Here is an 18,356-nt window from a genome sequence, read left to right on the forward strand (position 1 = left end):
TACCTACTTACGATATTTAAAAAATCTATCTGGATCTTCCAAGATTTTACCAGCACCAAGGATAGCATCTGTCTCTAGATTATCAGATATATAGGAAGATAGATTTAGTTTGTGTTCGATATACTCTCGAAGTCCACGTATTTGACTTAGTCCACCAGTTAAACCAAATCCATCTTTTTTGATGTCAGCTGTAAGTTCTGGTGGTACTTTTTCTAAAACTTCATATATCATGTTTACAATTTCATCAGCATAAGGCATTATGCATTCTACTAGGTCTTTGCTTTTGACATCTACAGTCTTTGGTGCAGCGGATAATAAATCTCTACCATCAACAGTTATTGATGTTTCCCCATCTTTTATCCTCAGGCTTAAAAGATTTATTTTTATATCTTCAGCTGTTTGCCTGCCTATGTCTAGACGTTTTTTATCTCTAAATAAATCAATGATTGCATCATCTATGTAATCCCCACCTTTATTAATGGTTTTACTTGTAACTACACCATTTAGAGAAATTACGCTTACTTCGCTAGTTCCTGCTCCTAAATTTAAAAGCATAATCCCTTTAGGATCTTCTGGAGTAAGTCCCATACCGAATGCTGCTGCTAATGATTCGTCAACTAAAATAATATCACGGCTGCCAGCATGAAGAGCTGCATCTTCTATGGCGCGTGATTCAATGTCTGTAATTCCACTTGGTACGCAAATTACAACTTTTGGCTGGAAAATAGATGTACCTGGATTTACTTGATTAAAAAAATGTTTTAGCATTGCTTCAGTGAGGTTAAAGTCAGTAATCACTCCATTTTCTATTGGTTTTACAACATGAATACTTGATGGGGTTTTACCAATCATATCTTTAGCTTCCTGTCCAATGGCCAAAACCTTAGTATTATGTTGATCTAAAACTATCATCGAAGGTTCATTTATAATTACACCCTCATTTTTTTTATAAACTAAAATATTGCTAGTGCCCAGATCTATAGCAAAATCTGTGGCAACCATTCTTAAATTCATCTACATTTGCTCCTATATAAAATTTTCTTTTTTAAAACTATAGTATCCGTCCTTACCAATAATTATATGGTCTAAGACTTCTATATCTAATATCTCGCCTGCTTCAAATAGTCTTTGGGTTGTTTTAAAATCATCTTTTGATGGTGTAAAATCTCCACTTGGATGATTATGAGCAAAAATAATTGATTTTGCTGATTTTTTGATAGCAGTTTTAAAGGCTTCCCTAGGATGAACAATTGATGCATCTAGTATGCCTATACTAATTACTTCTTTAGATATTATAACATTTTTAGTATCTAAAAGGATAGCATAAAAGTATTCATTTTTCTTTTCTTGAAGCTCATTTTTTAAATATTGATAGATATCATCACTATTTTTTATTTTTGTAATCTTTTTTTCAATAGTTTTTTGGGCAACCCTCTGCCCAAAACGAAGGGATGCTACAATTGAGCTTGCTTTTGCTGACTTTATCCCTTTAATTTTTGTAAGTTCACTGACTTCAATATCGGCTAAATTTTCATAAGAAAAAGTTTCTAAAATTTCTCTAGAAAGTTCGATTACATTTTTTTCCTTAGTACCAGTAGAAATAATGATAGCAAGAAGCTCCTCATCTGTTAAGCTATTTGCACCCTTGCTGATTAATTTCTCCCTTGGTCTATCGTCTACATCAAAATCCTTAATTGCCTTTTTCATTTTTAATATCTCCGATATTTAATTTATCCATATGACTTGCAACATAATTTACGCTAAGACCTACAAAAAAACTTGTGAAAACACCCATCATTACTAAAGCTGGAAAATATATTAGCATCTTTATATTGCCCATAAAAACTGCGGCAACTAGTATTTGACCAAGATTATGAAAAAATGCTCCAATTTCAGAAATACCGATAAATGATGAAAATTTATTTAAAAGTTTCAAAGAAAGTCCCATAGAAATGGATGCTAAGATCGCTCCAGCAAATGAATAGAAAAATGCAGTCACAGATCCAGTAATAAGCATTAGTAAAAAAGATTTTAGTATTCCTACTAAAAGTGCTGATTTCAAACCGTAAAAATATAGGGTTAGCAAAATAATCATATTTGAAAAACCAAGTTTTGCTCCAGGTATTGGAACTGGAATTGGAATCATATGTTCAATTAACGAAATGGCAAGGGCCATAGCAGTAAGTAGTCCTATATTTGTAATTTTTTTTATATCTCGCATAGCTTACCTATTCACCTTATCTATCCCATCGTCTTGATTTGAAGTGTCTATTACTTCTAGAAAAACTCTATTTGGAAGACATATTATTGTTTCTCCATTGATGCTAATTTCTTGCATATGTGTACAAATTTGGTCTCTACAATTTGCCTCTTGCATATAAGCTTTTCCATCTTTAATAATTACTTTATTATAGTGAGCATCATCATCTATAACTATTTCTCTATCCACGTTTAGAGGAAATTCTCCATATAATTTAGAATCCTTTTCAATTCTTAAAATCTGCCCTCCAGATTTTGTATTCATATTTGATATTCCAAAGGCCATTAGCATGCTTAATACTAAAAGTCCCAGTGAAATTATAATGTCACCTTTTTTAATTTTCATAAAAATACCTCATTATATGAGTTTACATTTTATAGTTTTTATTGTCAATTTAGGCCAAATTGTGGATGGCAAAAAAATAAACCGGCTTTACCGGTTTATCATTTATCAATTAAAAATTTCTTTAATTAAAAACTTCTATACATTTATTTGGACATTTATCAGCTGCTTGTTGTAATAATTCAACATCAAGATCAGGATTAATATTTTCAACTGATAAGTTTTTCTTCATTTCAAATCCTTCTGGATAAGTTTTTGCACAAAGTGTACATGCTATACATGCTTTATCACATTTTTTACGTGCATCTTTACCTTTTTCTTGATTTGAACATAAAACAACTGCCTTTTGTGCATATGGTACTAGTGTGATAATGTCTTTTGGACAAGCCTCAACACATTTACCACAAGCTACACATTTATCACGATCAACTTTTGCTACACCATTATGTACGTGAATTGCATCAAAAGGACAAGTTTTTTCACAAGTACCACAGCCTATACATCCGTAGTTACATTCCTTCTTACCACCAAAAAGTGCTATTTGAGCTCTACAATCATCAAGACCAGAGTACTCAAATAAATCTTTTGCACTTTCGCAATCTCCATTACATTTTACAACTGCTACTTGTCTATCATCATTTGCAACTGCTTCAACTCCCATAGCTTTTGCAACTGCTTCTGTTGTAGTTGGTCCACCAATTACACAAGCACTTACAGGTGCTTCTCCTTTTGCAATTGCTGCTGCACAACCATCACAACCTGGATAGCCACAAGCACCACAGTTTGCACCTGGAAGTGCATTTCTGACCGCTTCTTCTGTTACAGATGTTTCTACTTTAAATTTTGTACTTATAAGTCCTAGAGCTACAGCAAATAAAAATCCTAATGCTCCTAGAACTAAAACTGGTAATAAAATACTATTCATAAATTACTCCTATAAACCTTGAAAGCCCATAAATGCAATTGACATTAGTCCAAGTGTGATTAGACTCATTGGCGCACCTTTAAAGGCTTCTGGAGTATCATTTTCTGCAATTCTTTCTCTTATGTATGATAGGATCATCATAGCTAGCATAAATCCTAATGATGCTGCTAGGGCATAAACAATAGTTTGAAGCAAATCATATTGGTTTGTAATTGTTTTTATAGCTACACCTAGTACTACACAGTTAGTTGTAATTAGTGGTAAGAACACACCCAAAGCTCCATATAAGCTAGGCATATTTTTCTTCATTACAGTCTCTACTGATTGTACTAAAGATGCAATTACTAAGATAAATACAACTGTTTGTAAATATTCTATATGTAATGGCTCAAGTAAGTAGTATTGAATAAACCAGGTTACTATTGATGATAAAGTAATTACAAATATAACTGCGAAACTCATACCACGAGCTGTTTCAACTTTACTGGTTACCCCTAAAGTAGGGCAAATTCCTAAGAATTGTCCTAATACATAGTTTGATACAAATATTGCACCAATTATTATTGATATTAAATCTGTCATATGCTCTCCTATTTAGCTAAAGCAGCTTTACGTTCTTTTTTGTTAGTATAAGCTGCATATGCTGCAAATAATAAACCTAAAACTATAAATGATGATGCTGGTTGTTGTAAGAATCCAATTGTGTATTCTGCTGGAATAATAGTTTTTCCAAATACTGTTCCTGCTCCTAATAATTCTCTTACAAAAGCTAAAACTGAGATAGCAAGAGTATAACCAAGTCCTTGACTAAGTCCATCCACAATAGATGCGATAGGACCATTTTTTGAAGCAAATCCTTCTGCACGAGCAAGGATTACACAGTTTACTACAATTAGCGGGATAAATATACCTAAAGATTTATATAAAGAAGGTACATACGCCCTAAGTACTAACTGAACTATAGTTACAAATCCTGCAATAATTACGATAAAAGCTGGGATTCTAATTTCATCTTTTATAAAATTTCTAAGTAAGGATACTACTAGGTTACTCATCACTGTTACAAATATAACTGATAATCCCATACCAATAGCATTTTGCATAGTTGATGAAACCCCTAGGACTGAGCACATTCCTACTAATTGTACAAAGACTGGATTATTTTTAAATATACCATCGGAAAATACCTTACCAAGACTTACTTTTTGTTTTCTTTTACTATCTACCTTTGTATTTTCGTCTACAAGAGGTCTGTCTATTTGTTGTTCCATAATAACTCCTACTCTAGACTAGCTAGTACTTCTCTAGCATCATTTATACCATTTACAATAGTTTGAGTTGAATATGTTGCTCCAGAAATACCTACGATTTCATTCTCGCCACCAGCTTCTGAATAGCCAACTTCATTATCCATATTTACTCCAACCATTCCCTCTTTAAAGAAATCTTGTTCCATTTCAGCACCAAATCCTGGTGACTCTGAGTGAACTAATGGAGCAAATCCTGTTATGTTATGGTCTGGATCGACACCAATTAGGTATTCGATGTCCCCACCATAACCACCAGGAGAATTGATTTGGAATACATATCCCTCTCCATCAGCTGTAACGGCTTTATAAACATTTTCTATTGTTTCTGGTTTATCCACTTCTAATTCTTCATAAGAATCTGCAGGATAAACTACAGATAGAGATTCTTTTAATTCTTGTGCTTGATTTTCTGCAACTACTGGAGCTGTCAGACTATTTGTAAATGCAAGAGCTAATGCTACTACTGCTGTTATAACAAATAATCTTAAACCTAATTTAAAATTATTCATTTGCTACTCCTTTTTTCTTGCTATAATCTACCCCAAATACTTTTGGTCTTGTATATTTTTCTATAATTGGTACTACAAGGTTTGCAAGTAAGATAGAATAACTTACCCCTTCTGGATAACCACCAAAGGCTCTAATAACTGCTGTCAATATTCCTGCTAATACTGCATAGACAATTTGACCCTTTGGAGTTACTGGGCTAGTTGTGTAGTCTGTAAGCATAAATATTGCACCAAGAAGTAAACCACCTGATAAAACATCTTTTAGTATATTATCAAAACCTGTAAATAATCCTGAAAGAATTGTAACTGTCGCTATGTAAATAAGTGGCATTTTGATATTAATAACTCTTCTAATTAATAGGTAAGCACATCCTAAAAGTAGGGCTAGGGCTGAAACTTCACCTAAAGATCCAGGAATATTTCCTAAAAATAAATCCATTACAGAATAAGATTGTGGTTCTGAAAGTGGTGTTGCAGCAGAAAGAGCCGAGATAGTACTAACTGATTTTAAAGTTGCTACTCTTTGTGGTGGCACAAATGTTGACATTGACTCAGACCAAGAAGCAAGTAAAAATGCTCTTGCAGCTAAGGCTGGGTTTACAATATTTTGACCAATTCCACCAAAGGCCATTTTTGCAACTACAATTGCAAAAATCGCACCTATAACTATTTGCCAAACAGGTAGTGTAAATGGCACATTGTAAGCGAGTAATATACCTGTTACAACTGCTGATAAATCTTTCACTGTTTGTTTTCTTTTTGTTGCCTTATTAAATAAATACTCTGATAATACACATGTTAATACTGATGCTAATATTAAAATTAAGGCTCTGTATCCAAAATAATATACTGCAGCTATACCTGCTGGTACTAAAGCGATAATTACATCTCTCATCTCGCTTTGAATAGTATTTTTACTTCTCACATGAGGAGAAGATGTAACTAATAATTTTTCTCTATTTTCCATTTATCTACTCCTACTTACCCTTTCCTGCTTGTCTTATTTGACGTTTACCAAATCTAATTGCTTCAACAAGAGGTCTCTTAGATGGGCAAATATAAGAACAAGATCCACATTCTATACAATCCATAATTCTATAATCTTCAGCCTTTTCAAATTTTTCATTTAAAGCAAATTTGTGAATATAAAGTGGAAGAAGACTTACTGGACAAACATTTACGCAACGAGAACATCTGATACATGGTTCGATGTCTGCTGGGATTGCTTCTTCTTTTGTTTGTACTAAAATACAGTTTGTTGCTTTTTCTACTGGATTTCCTGAATTTGGTTGGGCAATACCCATCATTGGACCACCACTAATTAGTTTTCCAATTTCACCATTTAATCCTCCAACTGCATCTATTGCATAGTTAAAAGATGTACCTACTTTTACTAGAACATTTTGAGGATTTTTAACATTATGACCTGTAACTGTCATTACTCTTTCATAAAGTGGTTTGTCATAGTAGATTGCTTCATAAACAGCATTTACAGTAGAAACATTAGAAACTATAACACCTGCATCCATTGGTAAACCACCTGATGGTACAGTTCTATTTAGAGTAGCGTCTATAAGTCTCTTTTCATCCCCTTGTGGATATTTTGTAGCAAGTTTTACAACTTTTAAATCTGGCAGATTTGTAGCATTATTTGAGTATTCATTTAAGAATGCTGAAACTGCGTCAAAGGCTTTTGGTTTATTATCTTCAATTGCAATAATTCCTTGTTTTGCACCAGATGCTACTACTAATATCTCAAGGCCTTTTACGATATTTTCCGGTTTATTTTTTAGAATATAGTCATCGCAAGTAACGTATGGTTCACATTCAGCACCATTTACAATTACTGTATCGACTTCTTTTGCCGGTGTATATTTAATATGAGTTGGGAAAGCTGCTCCTCCCATACCAACAATTCCAGCTTCTTTAATTTTTTCTACAATCTCTTCTTTATTTAAGCGAACGTTTTCGTTAAGTATGTACTCTTTTTCTTGATCGTAGCCTTCTGTATCTATCACAACTGCTTGAGCGTTTTTACCGGATGCTGTTTGTATATCGATTATGTCTTTTACAACTCCATTTACAGATGAATGGATGTTTGCTGAGAAATTACCAACAGCTTGCCCGATTAAATCTCCAATATGTACTTCGTCTTTTTTATTAACAAGACATTTACTTGGTGCACCAATATGCTGAGTAAGCGGAATCACTAGCTCGTTTGGTGTAGGTAAGGTGTAAAGTTCACTGTTTTCAGAGAGTTCTTTAAACTCATCAATGTGCACACCTTTCTTAAATGTCAAAGCATTTCCTGCCATATGCATCTCCTTAATATTTTTTTGTTCTTTTCTATTATAAATGAATTTGTGACATTCATCAACAATTATGCAATATTATATAAAAGTTCGCTGATGAATGTCATAAAATTATTATAGCTTAATTGTCCAATATCTGACAGTTCAGAATTTGTTGGTAATCCATCCTTATAAAATGTTTTATAAACATCATAGGTGGATTCTACCTTTGTGACATATTGTCTAGTTTCTTCAAATGGTATCTTTGAAATGTCTGGATTTTCCTTATCCAAAACTCCTTCTTTTATCCATTTATCAACGTTTCCTACTCCCCCATTGTAGGCTGCAAGAGCTAGCTTACGATTATTGTAATATTTCATTAGATAATCATAATATCCTACGCCTAGTTTTAGATTGTAGTCAATGTCGTTTAATTTTTCAGGATAATAGTCCATATCAATTACTTCTGCAGAGTGTCTTGCTGTATCATCTAAAAGTTGCATGAGTCCTTGGGCACCTTGATGACTGTGGGCATCATTGTCAAAGTCTGATTCTACTTTTACAATAGCTGCAGTAAGTAAAGGATCTACATTAGCCTCATCTGAGATTTCTGTGATTTGATCCTGATAGTTAATTCGTGTACGAGAAGTTTGGTAGGCTATTATTCCGTAGGATAGAGCTATTGCTAATAGTATTGTTAGCAGTATATATCCTATTAATTTTCCTATAAATTTTAATACTTTCATAGTAAATCCTTTTGCTTTAAGGTTTTTTTGAGCTCTTTTGTAAGATGCTCCACACTTGTGCTATTATCAAAAACTACATCACTATTTTCCTTCATGGTTAGTAATTGCTCTTGACTTTCTAATTTTGATTTAGCATATTCAAGGCTGATTTTATCTCTTTGCATCAATCTTTCAAGTTGAATTTGATAATCAGCAACTACTAACCAGACTTCATCTGCATCAAATCTTTCATCCATTTGAAAAAAAAGCGGAATTTCTATAAAAACTACTTTTTCATCTAGGAGTTCTATTTGTCTTTCAATCTCATTTAATATATTTCTGTGAGTTAGTTGATTTAATTTTTTTAACTTTTCTCTATCAGAAAAAATTATCTGTGCTAGCTTTTTTTTATCTAAGTTATCATTATTGAATGCTTCATCAAATTCATCTGAAGCTCTTATTGCTTCGAAATTTTTCGCTCCCGGAATTAGCAAGTTTCTGTTGACCTCATCAGCAGATATAACTTTAAAATTCATTTGTTCTAAAAGCTTGCACAAGGTTGACTTCCCAGATGCAATTGTCCCAGTGATCACAATTTTATTTGGACTCATACATACTTTCTCCAGTGTCTATTTCAACTAATAAAGGTACTTTAAGATTTGCTGCTGATTCCATTGATTCTCTTAAAATTTCCATAGCCTTCTCTTTATCTTCAATAGACGATTCAAGAATAATTTCATCGTGAATCTGAAGGATGATTTGAGCATCAAGATTTGCTTTTTTTAGATTTTCGTCTGTCTTTATCATAGCAATTTTGATAATATCTGCTGCAGTACCTTGAATTGGAGTATTTAGGGCAACCCTTTCTCCAAAGCTTCTTACATTAAAGTTTTTTGAAGTGATCTCTGGTATATATCTTCTGCGGTTAAATAAGGTATCTGTAAATCCATCTTCGCGTGCTTGCTTGATTATATTATCCATATATTTTTTTACATTTGGATATCCTTCAAAAAATCCTTCTATATAGTCTTTTGCCACAGGTCTTGGAATGTTTAAGTTTTGTGACAAACCATAATCACTTATTCCATAAATTATACCAAAATTTACTGCCTTTGCATTGTATCTTTCAACTTTAGTCACTTCATCAAGCGGTCTATTAAAAACTTCTGATGCTGTTTTTGTATGAATATCAACCCCATTTATGAAAGCATCTATCATATTTTCATCTTCTGAAAGTGAAGCTAAGATTCTTAACTCAATTTGAGAATAATCGGCATCTATCAAAACTTTTCCGGGACTTGCTTTAAATGCTTTTCTGATTTTTCTGCCTTCTTCTGTTCTTATTGGTAGGTTTTGTAAATTTGGCTCTGTAGATGAGAGTCTACCAGTAGATGCAATACTTTGTCTAAAAGTCGATCTGATTCTTCCATCTTCATCGATTGCACTTTCAAGACCTTCGATGTAAGTTGAACGCAATTTGTACATTTCCCTATATTGCTCAATTTTAGGGATTATTTGATGTTCATCGCGTAATTTTTCTAAAACCGAAGCGTCAGTTGAAAATCCAGTTTTAGTTTTCTTAATAACAGGCAATTCCAAATCTTTAAATAAAACCTCTCCTAATTGTTTTGTAGAGTTGATATTAAATTCAGAACCAGCCAGTTCATAAATTTCACTTGTAAGTCCTTTTAAAACCTCATCGATTTCAGCTTTCAGCTTTTCTAAAACATTAATATCGGTTACAAAACCAGCTATTTCCATGCTAGCTAAAACTTTGGAAAGCTTGATTTCAATATCTTGGTAAAGGTCATACATTTTATATGATTTTAATTCTTCTTCTAGTTTTTCTTTTGAATTTTCTATTGTATAAAGGACTGATGCCATGTATGAGTTTAGCTCATCTTGGTCAATGTCTTCATATTTTTTAGTTTTTGCACCCTTGCCAATTAAATCCACTTCATTTATCACTTCAAAATCCGAATAAGTTTGGCTTAAAGTTTTTACATCATAAGATGACCTAGATGGGTCAATTAGGTAATGCATGAGCATAGCATCATTATAAGGTAGCGCCAAATCAATTCCTAATTTATCCAATAAAACTACATCTTCTTTTATATCAAATGAATTTTTGATTATAGTCTTGTCTGCGAAAATTTCTTTAAAGTTTGTTATAAAATTCTCATCAGCTTTTATAATATAAGCTTTGCTATTGGCTGTTTTTATAGCTAGTTTATAAATCACAGAATGGATGTAATTTTCCCCATTATACAATGATTTGAAAGCAAATTCTTTATTCTTTTTGATATCATCAATTAAATCAGTATAATCATCAGTTTCGGTAAACTCAAATTCTCTATCAGTATCTGCTAGGTCTACATGACCTTCTATTTTTTCTAAAAACTTATTAAAATTATATTTTGAAAACTTTTCTTTAAGAGTTGGATAATCTGGATCGGTTAATTGCAAGTCAGATAAAGCTATTTCAACTGGAGCATTTTTTACTATTGTTCCAATTTTTTTGCTCATGTAGGCTATAGATTCGCTATCTATTAAAGTTTGCTTGGTTTTTTTACCAGAAATTTCATCAATATGTTCGTATAATCCCTCAATGGACCCGTATTTTTGAATATAGCCCACTGCTTTTTTGGGACCAATTCCATCTACACCAGGAATGTTATCAGATTTATCTCCTTGAAGACCTTTAACATCTATTAATTGTTGGGGTGTCAAACCATATTCTTCTTTTATAGTTGATAAGTTATACTCAACCATATCAGAAATGCCTTTTTTAGTAAGATAAACTGTAATATGCTCATCAACTAACTGTAAATAATCACGGTCTCCAGTTATGATTACAACTTCATAACCTGCATCTTGGCCCATATCAGCATAGGTTCCAACTATATCATCAGCTTCAAAACCATCAAGGTCAGTATAGGCTACTTTCATAGAATCAAGTATATCTTTTAAAATTCCAAACTGATAAGAAAGCTCGCTTGGCATCTTATCACGAGTTGCCTTATAATCTTTAAACTCCTCATGTCGGAAAGTTTTGCTAGACCTATCAAAGGCAACAAGTACAGAATCTGGATTATATTTATCAAAAGCATTTTGGTACATAGTTAAAAAACCATACACACCGTTGGTCATAACCCCATCGTTGTTTGTAAGGTTTGGAAGAGCAAAAAACGCCCTAAAAATCAAACTAGAACCATCAATTAGCATAAGTGTTTTACTCATTTGTCACTCCTTAGTTATAGTATAACGTAAAATGTGGATATTTTAAAGATTTGATTAAAATAGCTTATGATTTTATAGGTTTGTAAAGTCTTTTAAGAAATCATATAAAAAAACCTCGTAATCTAATTGACTACGAGGTTTTTATATATTATTTTTATAGACTCTTGGTCCTATTTTAACCGTATAGGCTTTATTGGTGCCGGTGGTGGGACTCGAACCCACACGCCCTGGTGGACAACAGAGTTTGAGTCTGTCTCGTCTGCCAATTCCAACACACCGGCTCAATGGTTACCTATTAATTATAACACTTTTTACTTTCTTTGCAAATTGCAATTGGCTAGTTTTTTTCTTATGTTTTTGTCAAAATAGATTTTCATTGATAGGATCCCTATAGCAAATCCTATTACAGCTCCTGCTATTACATCTGTTGGAAAGTGAACGTATAAATATAGTCTACTTAAAGCTATGAGCAAGGCAAGTATACCAGTGAATATTTTTATCATTTTTGATTTACTCATAAAAAATATAATCGCAAAAAATGTAAAGGCATATGATGTGTGCCCTGATGGAAAAGATCCATCTTTTAATTTAGGTACTAGTAATTCAATATTATTAACATAATCAAAGGGTCTGACTCTTGCAAAAATATTTTTTAGCAAAAGATTAACTATAATTATATTTAGCATAAATCCTATTACCATGACCTTAGCCATAGACTTGTACTCTTTTGTTGACATAAAAATTATAATAAATGCAATCCAAATTATAGACAGATTTCCAAGATTTGTTATAGTTACCATAAACTTATCCAGGCCTGGTGTCGATAATTTATGAATCGCATCTAGAATTCCTATTTCAAAACTAGTCCAAGGCCGCATTAATAATCTACCTCACTGTTAATAGTCGCCATGGTTGCATCATAGGCTTTTTGTATCCTATCTCTTTGGGACTCGTCAACTTCATCATAATATTTGCCACCTTCTAGGAAATCTTCACATAAGTAAGTTCTTACACTGCGGCCATATTCATTATAAGTCATGCCAACCCAGAGTGGATATGCTTCGATTTCATCTATTGATGTTGTGCCGTTAGCTAAATTTTTGGATAACTTAAAACTATAAGCAACTGATTGTTCTGTTCTGATATCATTTACCGTTTCTAAATTTTGGATGCTAATGAAATTGCCGCAAGCATAAGCTATAAATCCTTTTCTCCCATCCTCAGTTTCATATTCTTCATAAGGCTCTACTACATGTGGATGATTTCCTATTACAAGATCTGCTCCCCATTCAATCATCTTACGTCCTAATTCTATTTGGCTAGAATCTGCATTTGAACGCAATTCTATGCCCCAATGAGGATATACCACAACAAAATCAGCACCCTTTGCTTTTGCTTTTTTGATGTCATCCTTGATTTGATCTTCATGTAAATAGTTTACTTCTGGAACTTCCTCACGTACTTGGAATAAATCTTCTTTCCCGTTACAACCAAAGGTGTAGGATAAAAATGCAAGTTTAATATTACCTACTTCTTTTATAATAAATCTAGTATCATCATCCTCAGCACGTGTACCAACATGGTCTAGTCCTGCATCTTGGATAGCTTCAATTGTGGTATTGACTCCCTCAATATCATTGTCTAGCGAGTGATTGTTAGCAGTTGTTACAATATCAAATCCAGATTCTTTTATAGCATTCAAATATTCTGCTGGCGCATTAAATCTTGGATGACCCGCATATGGAACATTTGGATCTGTCGTTGTCTCATAGTTAGCAATTGCGATATCTGCATCGCTTATAAAATCTGATATATACATAAAAGAGTCAGAGAAATCATAAGTACCTCCACCCTTGTTGTAGGCATATTGGGTTTGTCCCATATTTGCCATAAGGTCTCCGCCGACTTTTAAAGTAATGGTTTCGATTTTTTCTTCTTTACTTTCTTCTACTTCTTCTGATTTTTTAGTATTTTCAGCGGCAACTTCCTTACCTACTTCTTTATCATCTTGCTTTGCAAGATCATTTGAATTTAAATTTTCAATAAGGTCAGTAGTTCTTATTGGCTCATTACTTTCTTCCTTTACCTCTTCTTGGCCACAGGCAGTAAGTAGTAAAATTGAAAAAATAAAGGCGAGTGTTCTTTTTATATACTTCATATTCCCTCCAAATATATACTACATCCATTGTAACCTATAAGCTTAAAATAAAGCAATAAAAAAACACCCATTGCTAGGTGCATTTTAATGTAAGCTATTGTATGCGTCTTTTTTACCCTTGCTATATAAAATAATAAATACTGCTATGGCAATAATTAATATTAATATTGAATTTATATATTTATTTGAATTTGTAGCAATCATCGATGTTTTTTTGTGGATTAAATAATAGATAATCGGAACTAAAATTATTAATAAAATTGAAATTATAAGGTCTTTTCTAAATATTTTCCTTCTCGATTCTGTCTCTAAATCTATAAATTCACTTGCAGCAACAGTATATTTATTGGCTTGTTTGTCTCTTAATTTTCTTTTGGAAAAATTACTTGAAATTACCATTATCAAACCAATTAAGAAAACTATAATAGATGGTAATATCCTATCTTCTATCTTTTCAGAAGTTATTAGTAAATATGGAATTATTGATATAATAATTATAAAAAAACCTAGGGCAAAAAGTAGTGAATAAATGTTTTGTCTATTTACGTATTTTCTAACTGATTCGGTGTCCTTATATTCTGATTGAAAATTATCGTTCATAATTATCTCCTTTATGGATTTATACCCACAATGGATTGCTAAAGTTAATTATAGACAGCAATTTTCCCATAGGGACCATTTACAATATTTATACTTGTATCAAAAATATTTGTTAATTTAGCCCCATCCATTACCTCGTCTACAGATCCTTCTAGGACTAATTTTCCATTTTTCATAGCAAATATCCTATCTGAATATTGGGCTGCTACATTTATGTCATGGATTACCAAAACAAAAGTTTTTTTCAAAGTGTCACAAGCACGTCTTAGATGTTTCATCATTGAAACTGATCTTGCCACATCAAGATTATTTAACGGCTCATCTAGCAAAACATATTCTGTTTCTTGGGCTAGGACCATTGCAACATAGGCCCTTTGTCTTTGTCCTCCAGATAATTCATCCAAATACCTATTTTCAAGAGCTCTTAAATCAAAAAAGTCTATATATTTTTCAATTATTTTTACATCTTCATTAGTAAGTCTGCCTTGGCTATAAGGAAATCTTCCAAAACTTACTAGTTGCTTTACGGTTAATTTGCTGATAAAATTATTTTCTTGTTTTAAAATTGAAATTGTCTTTGCCATTTGATTTGGATTTGTATTATCAATATCCAGACCACCTACATTTATTTTTCCGGCATCCTTTGGCAAAAGTCTACCAATCATCATAAGTAAGGTAGACTTGCCTGCACCGTTTGGGCCGATTATTGAGTTTATACCGTTTGTTTTTATATCAAGACTAACTGGACCTATACTAACTTCATCGCTATATTTTTTTTCTACATTCTCTAAACTTATCATAATTTTTCTTCCTTAAATATTAAAATAAGGAATGAAATCCCTCCTATTAATTCAATCAAGACTGAAACCACTCCGTTTGCATTGAATATGTGATTCATAATAAAATATGAACCAGCTAATATATCAAAGGCAAGTAGTATTGCCATAATCATCAGGTATTTATGGTCATAAGTTTTCGCTAGTTCATAAGTTAATGTAGCTACTAGAAAACCATAAAAGGTCATTGGGCCAACAAGGGCTGTTGAAATACTAATTAAAATAGCAACTGCTATCAATGATAGAAAAGTTGCTTTTTTGTGGTTTAGACCTAAATTTGTAGCCACATCCTTGCCAAGACTTAAAACATTTAGCTTTCTCATATTTAAAAATACTCCCAGTGTCACAAAAAAGATTATTCCAATTGCTAGGGGGAAATATTCTGTATCAGAATTATTTACAGAAGCAAAAAGTTTTGCTTGCAAAATATCAAATTCTGATGGAGAAAGGAGCCTACGCATAAAGGCTGATATTGCTCTAAGCCCTTGGCCTAAAATAACTCCTATTAAAAGCATTAGCTCTATATTTCCATTTCTTTTTGTAAAAATCCCCATAAAAAGGAGCAAACAAAGGCCTACCATAAGGAGGATTTGAAATATAAAATAACCCTTACCTCCTATGACCAAAAAACCTGTTATTCCTAAAAAATACATGATTGCTGTATTTATTGTGGAATATATAGCCTCAAAGCCTAAAATCGATGGAGTTATTATCCTATTATTTGTTACACTTTGAAAAAGTATGCTTCCAACTGATTGGCAGATAGCTGCTATTGCCATGGCAATAATAGCATTTTGCCTGCGTTTAATAATTGGTAAAAATGATGGTGAATCAATTGGGACTGGGTTCTTATAAACAAGGAGCCCATATGTTGTTAAAATAGCTAGCAAAGATAAAATTACCAGACCTATAAAATATGATTTTTTTTCTTTTTCTGATCTAAAACTACTTATAAAAGAAGATTTACTTTTCATATCTTAAATCTCCTCATATTTAATAAAATAATTATAAATATAATTGAACCTGCGCTTCCTAAAATAAGTGATACGGGTACTTCAAATGGTGCAATAATCGTCCTTGAAATAATATCTGCTGCTAGCATCACCATCATGGATACCAAACAAACCCAAGGAATATTTGCCCTTAGATTGTCTCCTCTATAGATGGAGACAATATTTGGCACTATTAGACCTAAAAATGGGATGTTGCCAATCACTGCAGAAACTATCCCACAAGCTAATGCAACTAAAATATTAGCCCTTAAAATAATCTGATTATAATTGAGACCAAGATTTGTTGTTATATCCTCTCCAAGCCCTGCAATTGTCAGCTTATCAGCATACCTATAAATAACTATTGTAATTATTATTATAAAAAATAAATATTCGTAGCGACCACGTTGGACTGGGGCAAATGATCCTTGAAACCAAACTTCTATTACCTGAGTCATATTGAATTCTAGGCCAATAAAGGTTGAAATTGCAGAAACAACTGCTCCTAGCATAATACCAACAATTGGCACAAATAGGGATGATTTTAATTTTATATTTCTAAGTAAATAAAAGAAAACCATAGATCCAATAAATGAAGCTATGATTGCACCTGTCATTCTTTGAAGCAGGCTAGGCTTTGGAATTAAAATATAAACTAAAACAAGGCCTAGACCAGCCCATTCAATAGTTCCAGTTGTGGTTGGTTCTACCAATTTATTTTGTGATATTAGCTGCATGACAATGCCCGATAGGCTCATGGCTACTGCTGAAAGCATTAGGGCTAAGGTCCTTGGAATTCTTGTTATAAATACCATTTCAATAGAATTGTTCTCTTTAAAAATATCATAAGCTCCTGTAAAAACAGAAGCTATGGCAAGGACTATTACTATCCCTAGTGCAAAAATAAAGGGTTTTGTAAATATTTTTCTTTTTGTATTTTCCATCTTATTTGCTAAACAATTCTGCTAAACCATCAAATATCTTTGTATAAGTAATGATTGATTCGTTGGTGTAGGTATCATTTGGAGCGTAATAAATCTTATTGTTTTTTATAGCTTCAAGGTCTTTTAAGGCTTCTGATCCTTCAATTACTTCCATAGCAGGTTTTGCATTTTCTTCGCTAGCTACTCCGGCATCACGGTCTAAGACCATTAGATAATCTGGTTTTGATTCTGCAATTGCTTCTACAGAAATATCATCTCCCTTATGGTCTGAAGAATCATTTTTCACATCTAAAGATGGTTCTAGTTCTAATATTTCATAAACCGGACCCCAAACTCTTCCATATTTTGGAGCTGAATATCCAATTTCTCCACCAGAAACTACCATTCCCATTACACTGCCACCCTTGTAGGCATCTTTTGCTTTTTCAATTGATTCTTCAAGGTCTGTTATTAGCTCATTTGCCTTATCTTCCTTAGAAAAGATTTCTCCTAAAATCATTGTAGAATTTGTAAATCCTTCTATAAGATTATTTCCTGGAGAATTTGCTTCTTCTGAGACATCTGTATCTAAATCAATTACAGAAGCATTTGGTACGATAGCCTTAATATCCTCATAGTAATCAGCAAATCTTTGTCCAATTATTACTAGGTCTGGATCAGTTGCTGCGAGTAACTCTAGATTTGGTTCTCTGTGGTTGCCAATATTTTCTATACTATCATCTTTTAAATAAGAAGATGTCTTTGGCATAACATCTTTTGGTGCAGCTACTAAATCAACTCCCATTGCTTCTAAAACTTCAAAGTTTCTGCTATCAAGAGCAACAACTTTTTTTGGATTGCGGGCTACTTCTACTTCACCATGGGCATCTGTTATAGTAATAATATCTGATTTTTCCATGCTTGATTCAGTATCTTTTGAATTTTCATCAATACTTGGCGAGTCTTTTTCAAGCTCTTGACTAACTTCACTTTTGGGGGCAGGATTTTCTGCTTTAGTATTTTCGGTGCCTACATTATTTTCACAAGCTGATAAAGCCAGTGCAAGTATTGCTATTGACATGATTTTTGTATTTTTCATAAATACTCCTTAAACATATTATTAATGATACTGATTATCATTAGCAAAAGTATAACATACCCTAGTAAACTAGTCAAGATTAAGAACTAATATATTTTGTTACAAAATCTCTCTATTTAGATTGTCAATTAAATTTATTAAAAATA

At 32.6% G+C, this 18,356-nt stretch carries 20 protein-coding genes and 1 tRNA gene; all 21 read right to left on the reverse strand.

Annotated features, from left to right (window positions below):
• Positions 1 to 3 precede the first annotated feature (3 nt).
• On the reverse strand, positions 4 to 1,014 hold the full coding sequence (locus ACKRLN_RS05115) for a rod shape-determining protein (protein WP_416334473.1): 1,011 nt from the start codon (positions 1,012 to 1,014) through the stop codon (positions 4 to 6).
• Positions 1,015 to 1,026: 12 nt separating this feature from the next.
• Positions 1,027 to 1,707: a RadC family protein gene (gene radC, locus ACKRLN_RS05120; RefSeq protein ID WP_203126879.1), complete on the reverse strand. Its 681-nt coding sequence runs from the start codon at positions 1,705 to 1,707 to the stop codon at positions 1,027 to 1,029.
• On the reverse strand, positions 1,691 to 2,221 hold the full coding sequence (locus ACKRLN_RS05125) for a Gx transporter family protein (protein WP_416334474.1): 531 nt from the start codon (positions 2,219 to 2,221) through the stop codon (positions 1,691 to 1,693). Before ACKRLN_RS05125 ends, radC begins: the two co-directional genes overlap by 17 nt.
• A gap of 3 nt (positions 2,222 to 2,224) precedes the next feature.
• On the reverse strand, positions 2,225 to 2,605 hold the full coding sequence (locus tag ACKRLN_RS05130; protein WP_203126875.1) for a NusG domain II-containing protein: 381 nt from the start codon (positions 2,603 to 2,605) through the stop codon (positions 2,225 to 2,227).
• 121 nt (positions 2,606 to 2,726) lie between these two features.
• Complete coding sequence (locus tag ACKRLN_RS05135) at positions 2,727 to 3,527, reverse strand: RnfABCDGE type electron transport complex subunit B (protein WP_416334475.1); 801 nt, start codon at positions 3,525 to 3,527, stop codon at positions 2,727 to 2,729.
• A gap of 9 nt (positions 3,528 to 3,536) precedes the next feature.
• Positions 3,537 to 4,109: an electron transport complex protein RnfA gene (locus ACKRLN_RS05140; protein ID WP_416334476.1), complete on the reverse strand. Its 573-nt coding sequence runs from the start codon at positions 4,107 to 4,109 to the stop codon at positions 3,537 to 3,539.
• A gap of 8 nt (positions 4,110 to 4,117) precedes the next feature.
• Positions 4,118 to 4,798, reverse strand: a complete 681-nt coding sequence (gene rsxE / locus ACKRLN_RS05145; RefSeq protein WP_416334477.1) for an electron transport complex subunit RsxE — start codon at positions 4,796 to 4,798, stop codon at positions 4,118 to 4,120.
• Between the two features lie 8 nt (positions 4,799 to 4,806).
• Positions 4,807 to 5,346 (reverse strand): FMN-binding protein, encoded by a 540-nt coding sequence (locus tag ACKRLN_RS05150; protein WP_416334478.1) that lies wholly within the window; start codon positions 5,344 to 5,346, stop codon positions 4,807 to 4,809.
• Complete coding sequence (locus tag ACKRLN_RS05155; RefSeq protein ID WP_416334479.1) at positions 5,339 to 6,313, reverse strand: RnfABCDGE type electron transport complex subunit D; 975 nt, start codon at positions 6,311 to 6,313, stop codon at positions 5,339 to 5,341. The genes ACKRLN_RS05150 and ACKRLN_RS05155 overlap by 8 nt, the downstream gene beginning before the upstream one ends.
• A gap of 10 nt (positions 6,314 to 6,323) precedes the next feature.
• On the reverse strand, positions 6,324 to 7,661 hold the full coding sequence (gene rsxC / locus ACKRLN_RS05160) for an electron transport complex subunit RsxC (protein ID WP_416334480.1): 1,338 nt from the start codon (positions 7,659 to 7,661) through the stop codon (positions 6,324 to 6,326).
• Positions 7,662 to 7,726: 65 nt separating this feature from the next.
• Positions 7,727 to 8,383 (reverse strand): lytic transglycosylase domain-containing protein, encoded by a 657-nt coding sequence (locus tag ACKRLN_RS05165; RefSeq protein ID WP_203126862.1) that lies wholly within the window; start codon positions 8,381 to 8,383, stop codon positions 7,727 to 7,729.
• Entirely contained in the window at positions 8,380 to 8,973 is a 594-nt protein-coding gene (gene coaE, locus ACKRLN_RS05170) for a dephospho-CoA kinase (protein WP_416334481.1), read from the reverse strand. Before coaE ends, ACKRLN_RS05165 begins: the two co-directional genes overlap by 4 nt.
• Positions 8,960 to 11,602 (reverse strand): DNA polymerase I, encoded by a 2,643-nt coding sequence (gene polA / locus ACKRLN_RS05175; RefSeq protein WP_416334482.1) that lies wholly within the window; start codon positions 11,600 to 11,602, stop codon positions 8,960 to 8,962. The genes coaE and polA overlap by 14 nt, the downstream gene beginning before the upstream one ends.
• A gap of 194 nt (positions 11,603 to 11,796) precedes the next feature.
• Positions 11,797 to 11,883 (reverse strand) — tRNA-Leu (locus ACKRLN_RS05180).
• A 30-nt stretch (positions 11,884 to 11,913) separates the two neighbouring features.
• Positions 11,914 to 12,480 (reverse strand): phosphatase PAP2 family protein, encoded by a 567-nt coding sequence (locus tag ACKRLN_RS05185; protein WP_416334483.1) that lies wholly within the window; start codon positions 12,478 to 12,480, stop codon positions 11,914 to 11,916.
• Positions 12,480 to 13,760, reverse strand: coding sequence for a CapA family protein (locus ACKRLN_RS05190; protein ID WP_416334484.1), 1,281 nt, complete (start codon positions 13,758 to 13,760; stop codon positions 12,480 to 12,482). Before ACKRLN_RS05190 ends, ACKRLN_RS05185 begins: the two co-directional genes overlap by 1 nt.
• Before the next feature lie 84 nt (positions 13,761 to 13,844).
• The gene (locus ACKRLN_RS05195) at positions 13,845 to 14,360 is read right to left on the reverse strand and encodes a hypothetical protein (RefSeq protein WP_416334485.1); all 516 of its coding nucleotides are present in this window, start codon (positions 14,358 to 14,360) and stop codon (positions 13,845 to 13,847) included.
• 44 nt (positions 14,361 to 14,404) lie between these two features.
• A complete protein-coding gene (locus tag ACKRLN_RS05200; protein ID WP_416334486.1) occupies positions 14,405 to 15,160 on the reverse strand; it encodes an ABC transporter ATP-binding protein in 756 nt (251 codons plus the stop codon).
• A complete protein-coding gene (locus ACKRLN_RS05205) occupies positions 15,157 to 16,170 on the reverse strand; it encodes an iron chelate uptake ABC transporter family permease subunit (RefSeq protein WP_296141953.1) in 1,014 nt (337 codons plus the stop codon). The genes ACKRLN_RS05200 and ACKRLN_RS05205 overlap by 4 nt, the downstream gene beginning before the upstream one ends.
• Positions 16,167 to 17,132, reverse strand: a complete 966-nt coding sequence (locus ACKRLN_RS05210; RefSeq protein ID WP_416334487.1) for an ABC transporter permease — start codon at positions 17,130 to 17,132, stop codon at positions 16,167 to 16,169. The genes ACKRLN_RS05205 and ACKRLN_RS05210 overlap by 4 nt, the downstream gene beginning before the upstream one ends.
• Before the next feature lies 1 nt (position 17,133).
• On the reverse strand, positions 17,134 to 18,210 hold the full coding sequence (locus ACKRLN_RS05215; protein ID WP_416334488.1) for a siderophore ABC transporter substrate-binding protein: 1,077 nt from the start codon (positions 18,208 to 18,210) through the stop codon (positions 17,134 to 17,136).
• Between the last annotated feature and the right edge of the window lie 146 nt (positions 18,211 to 18,356).

Origin of the sequence: Anaerococcus sp. AH8042_DFU013_CI05, assembly GCF_047936775.1 — a bacterium.
Classification (GTDB): domain Bacteria; phylum Bacillota; class Clostridia; order Tissierellales; family Peptoniphilaceae; genus Anaerococcus.

What these genes read in the sequence shown, in the direction of transcription:
- ACKRLN_RS05115 (WP_416334473.1), bottom strand. Translation starts at nt 1,014, where the DNA reads ATGAATTTAAGAATGGTTGCCACAGATTTTGCTATAGATCTGGGCACT.
- radC (WP_203126879.1), bottom strand. Translation starts at nt 1,707, where the DNA reads ATGAAAAAGGCAATTAAGGATTTTGATGTAGACGATAGACCAAGGGAG.
- ACKRLN_RS05125 (WP_416334474.1), bottom strand. Translation starts at nt 2,221, where the DNA reads ATGCGAGATATAAAAAAAATTACAAATATAGGACTACTTACTGCTATG.
- ACKRLN_RS05130 (WP_203126875.1), bottom strand. Translation starts at nt 2,605, where the DNA reads ATGAAAATTAAAAAAGGTGACATTATAATTTCACTGGGACTTTTAGTA.
- ACKRLN_RS05135 (WP_416334475.1), bottom strand. Translation starts at nt 3,527, where the DNA reads ATGAATAGTATTTTATTACCAGTTTTAGTTCTAGGAGCATTAGGATTT.
- ACKRLN_RS05140 (WP_416334476.1), bottom strand. Translation starts at nt 4,109, where the DNA reads ATGACAGATTTAATATCAATAATAATTGGTGCAATATTTGTATCAAAC.
- rsxE (WP_416334477.1), bottom strand. Translation starts at nt 4,798, where the DNA reads ATGGAACAACAAATAGACAGACCTCTTGTAGACGAAAATACAAAGGTA.
- ACKRLN_RS05150 (WP_416334478.1), bottom strand. Translation starts at nt 5,346, where the DNA reads ATGAATAATTTTAAATTAGGTTTAAGATTATTTGTTATAACAGCAGTA.
- ACKRLN_RS05155 (WP_416334479.1), bottom strand. Translation starts at nt 6,313, where the DNA reads ATGGAAAATAGAGAAAAATTATTAGTTACATCTTCTCCTCATGTGAGA.
- rsxC (WP_416334480.1), bottom strand. Translation starts at nt 7,661, where the DNA reads ATGGCAGGAAATGCTTTGACATTTAAGAAAGGTGTGCACATTGATGAG.
- ACKRLN_RS05165 (WP_203126862.1), bottom strand. Translation starts at nt 8,383, where the DNA reads ATGAAAGTATTAAAATTTATAGGAAAATTAATAGGATATATACTGCTA.
- coaE (WP_416334481.1), bottom strand. Translation starts at nt 8,973, where the DNA reads ATGAGTCCAAATAAAATTGTGATCACTGGGACAATTGCATCTGGGAAG.
- polA (WP_416334482.1), bottom strand. Translation starts at nt 11,602, where the DNA reads ATGAGTAAAACACTTATGCTAATTGATGGTTCTAGTTTGATTTTTAGG.
- ACKRLN_RS05185 (WP_416334483.1), bottom strand. Translation starts at nt 12,480, where the DNA reads ATGCGGCCTTGGACTAGTTTTGAAATAGGAATTCTAGATGCGATTCAT.
- ACKRLN_RS05190 (WP_416334484.1), bottom strand. Translation starts at nt 13,760, where the DNA reads ATGAAGTATATAAAAAGAACACTCGCCTTTATTTTTTCAATTTTACTA.
- ACKRLN_RS05195 (WP_416334485.1), bottom strand. Translation starts at nt 14,360, where the DNA reads ATGAACGATAATTTTCAATCAGAATATAAGGACACCGAATCAGTTAGA.
- ACKRLN_RS05200 (WP_416334486.1), bottom strand. Translation starts at nt 15,160, where the DNA reads ATGATAAGTTTAGAGAATGTAGAAAAAAAATATAGCGATGAAGTTAGT.
- ACKRLN_RS05205 (WP_296141953.1), bottom strand. Translation starts at nt 16,170, where the DNA reads ATGAAAAGTAAATCTTCTTTTATAAGTAGTTTTAGATCAGAAAAAGAA.
- ACKRLN_RS05210 (WP_416334487.1), bottom strand. Translation starts at nt 17,132, where the DNA reads ATGGAAAATACAAAAAGAAAAATATTTACAAAACCCTTTATTTTTGCA.
- ACKRLN_RS05215 (WP_416334488.1), bottom strand. Translation starts at nt 18,210, where the DNA reads ATGAAAAATACAAAAATCATGTCAATAGCAATACTTGCACTGGCTTTA.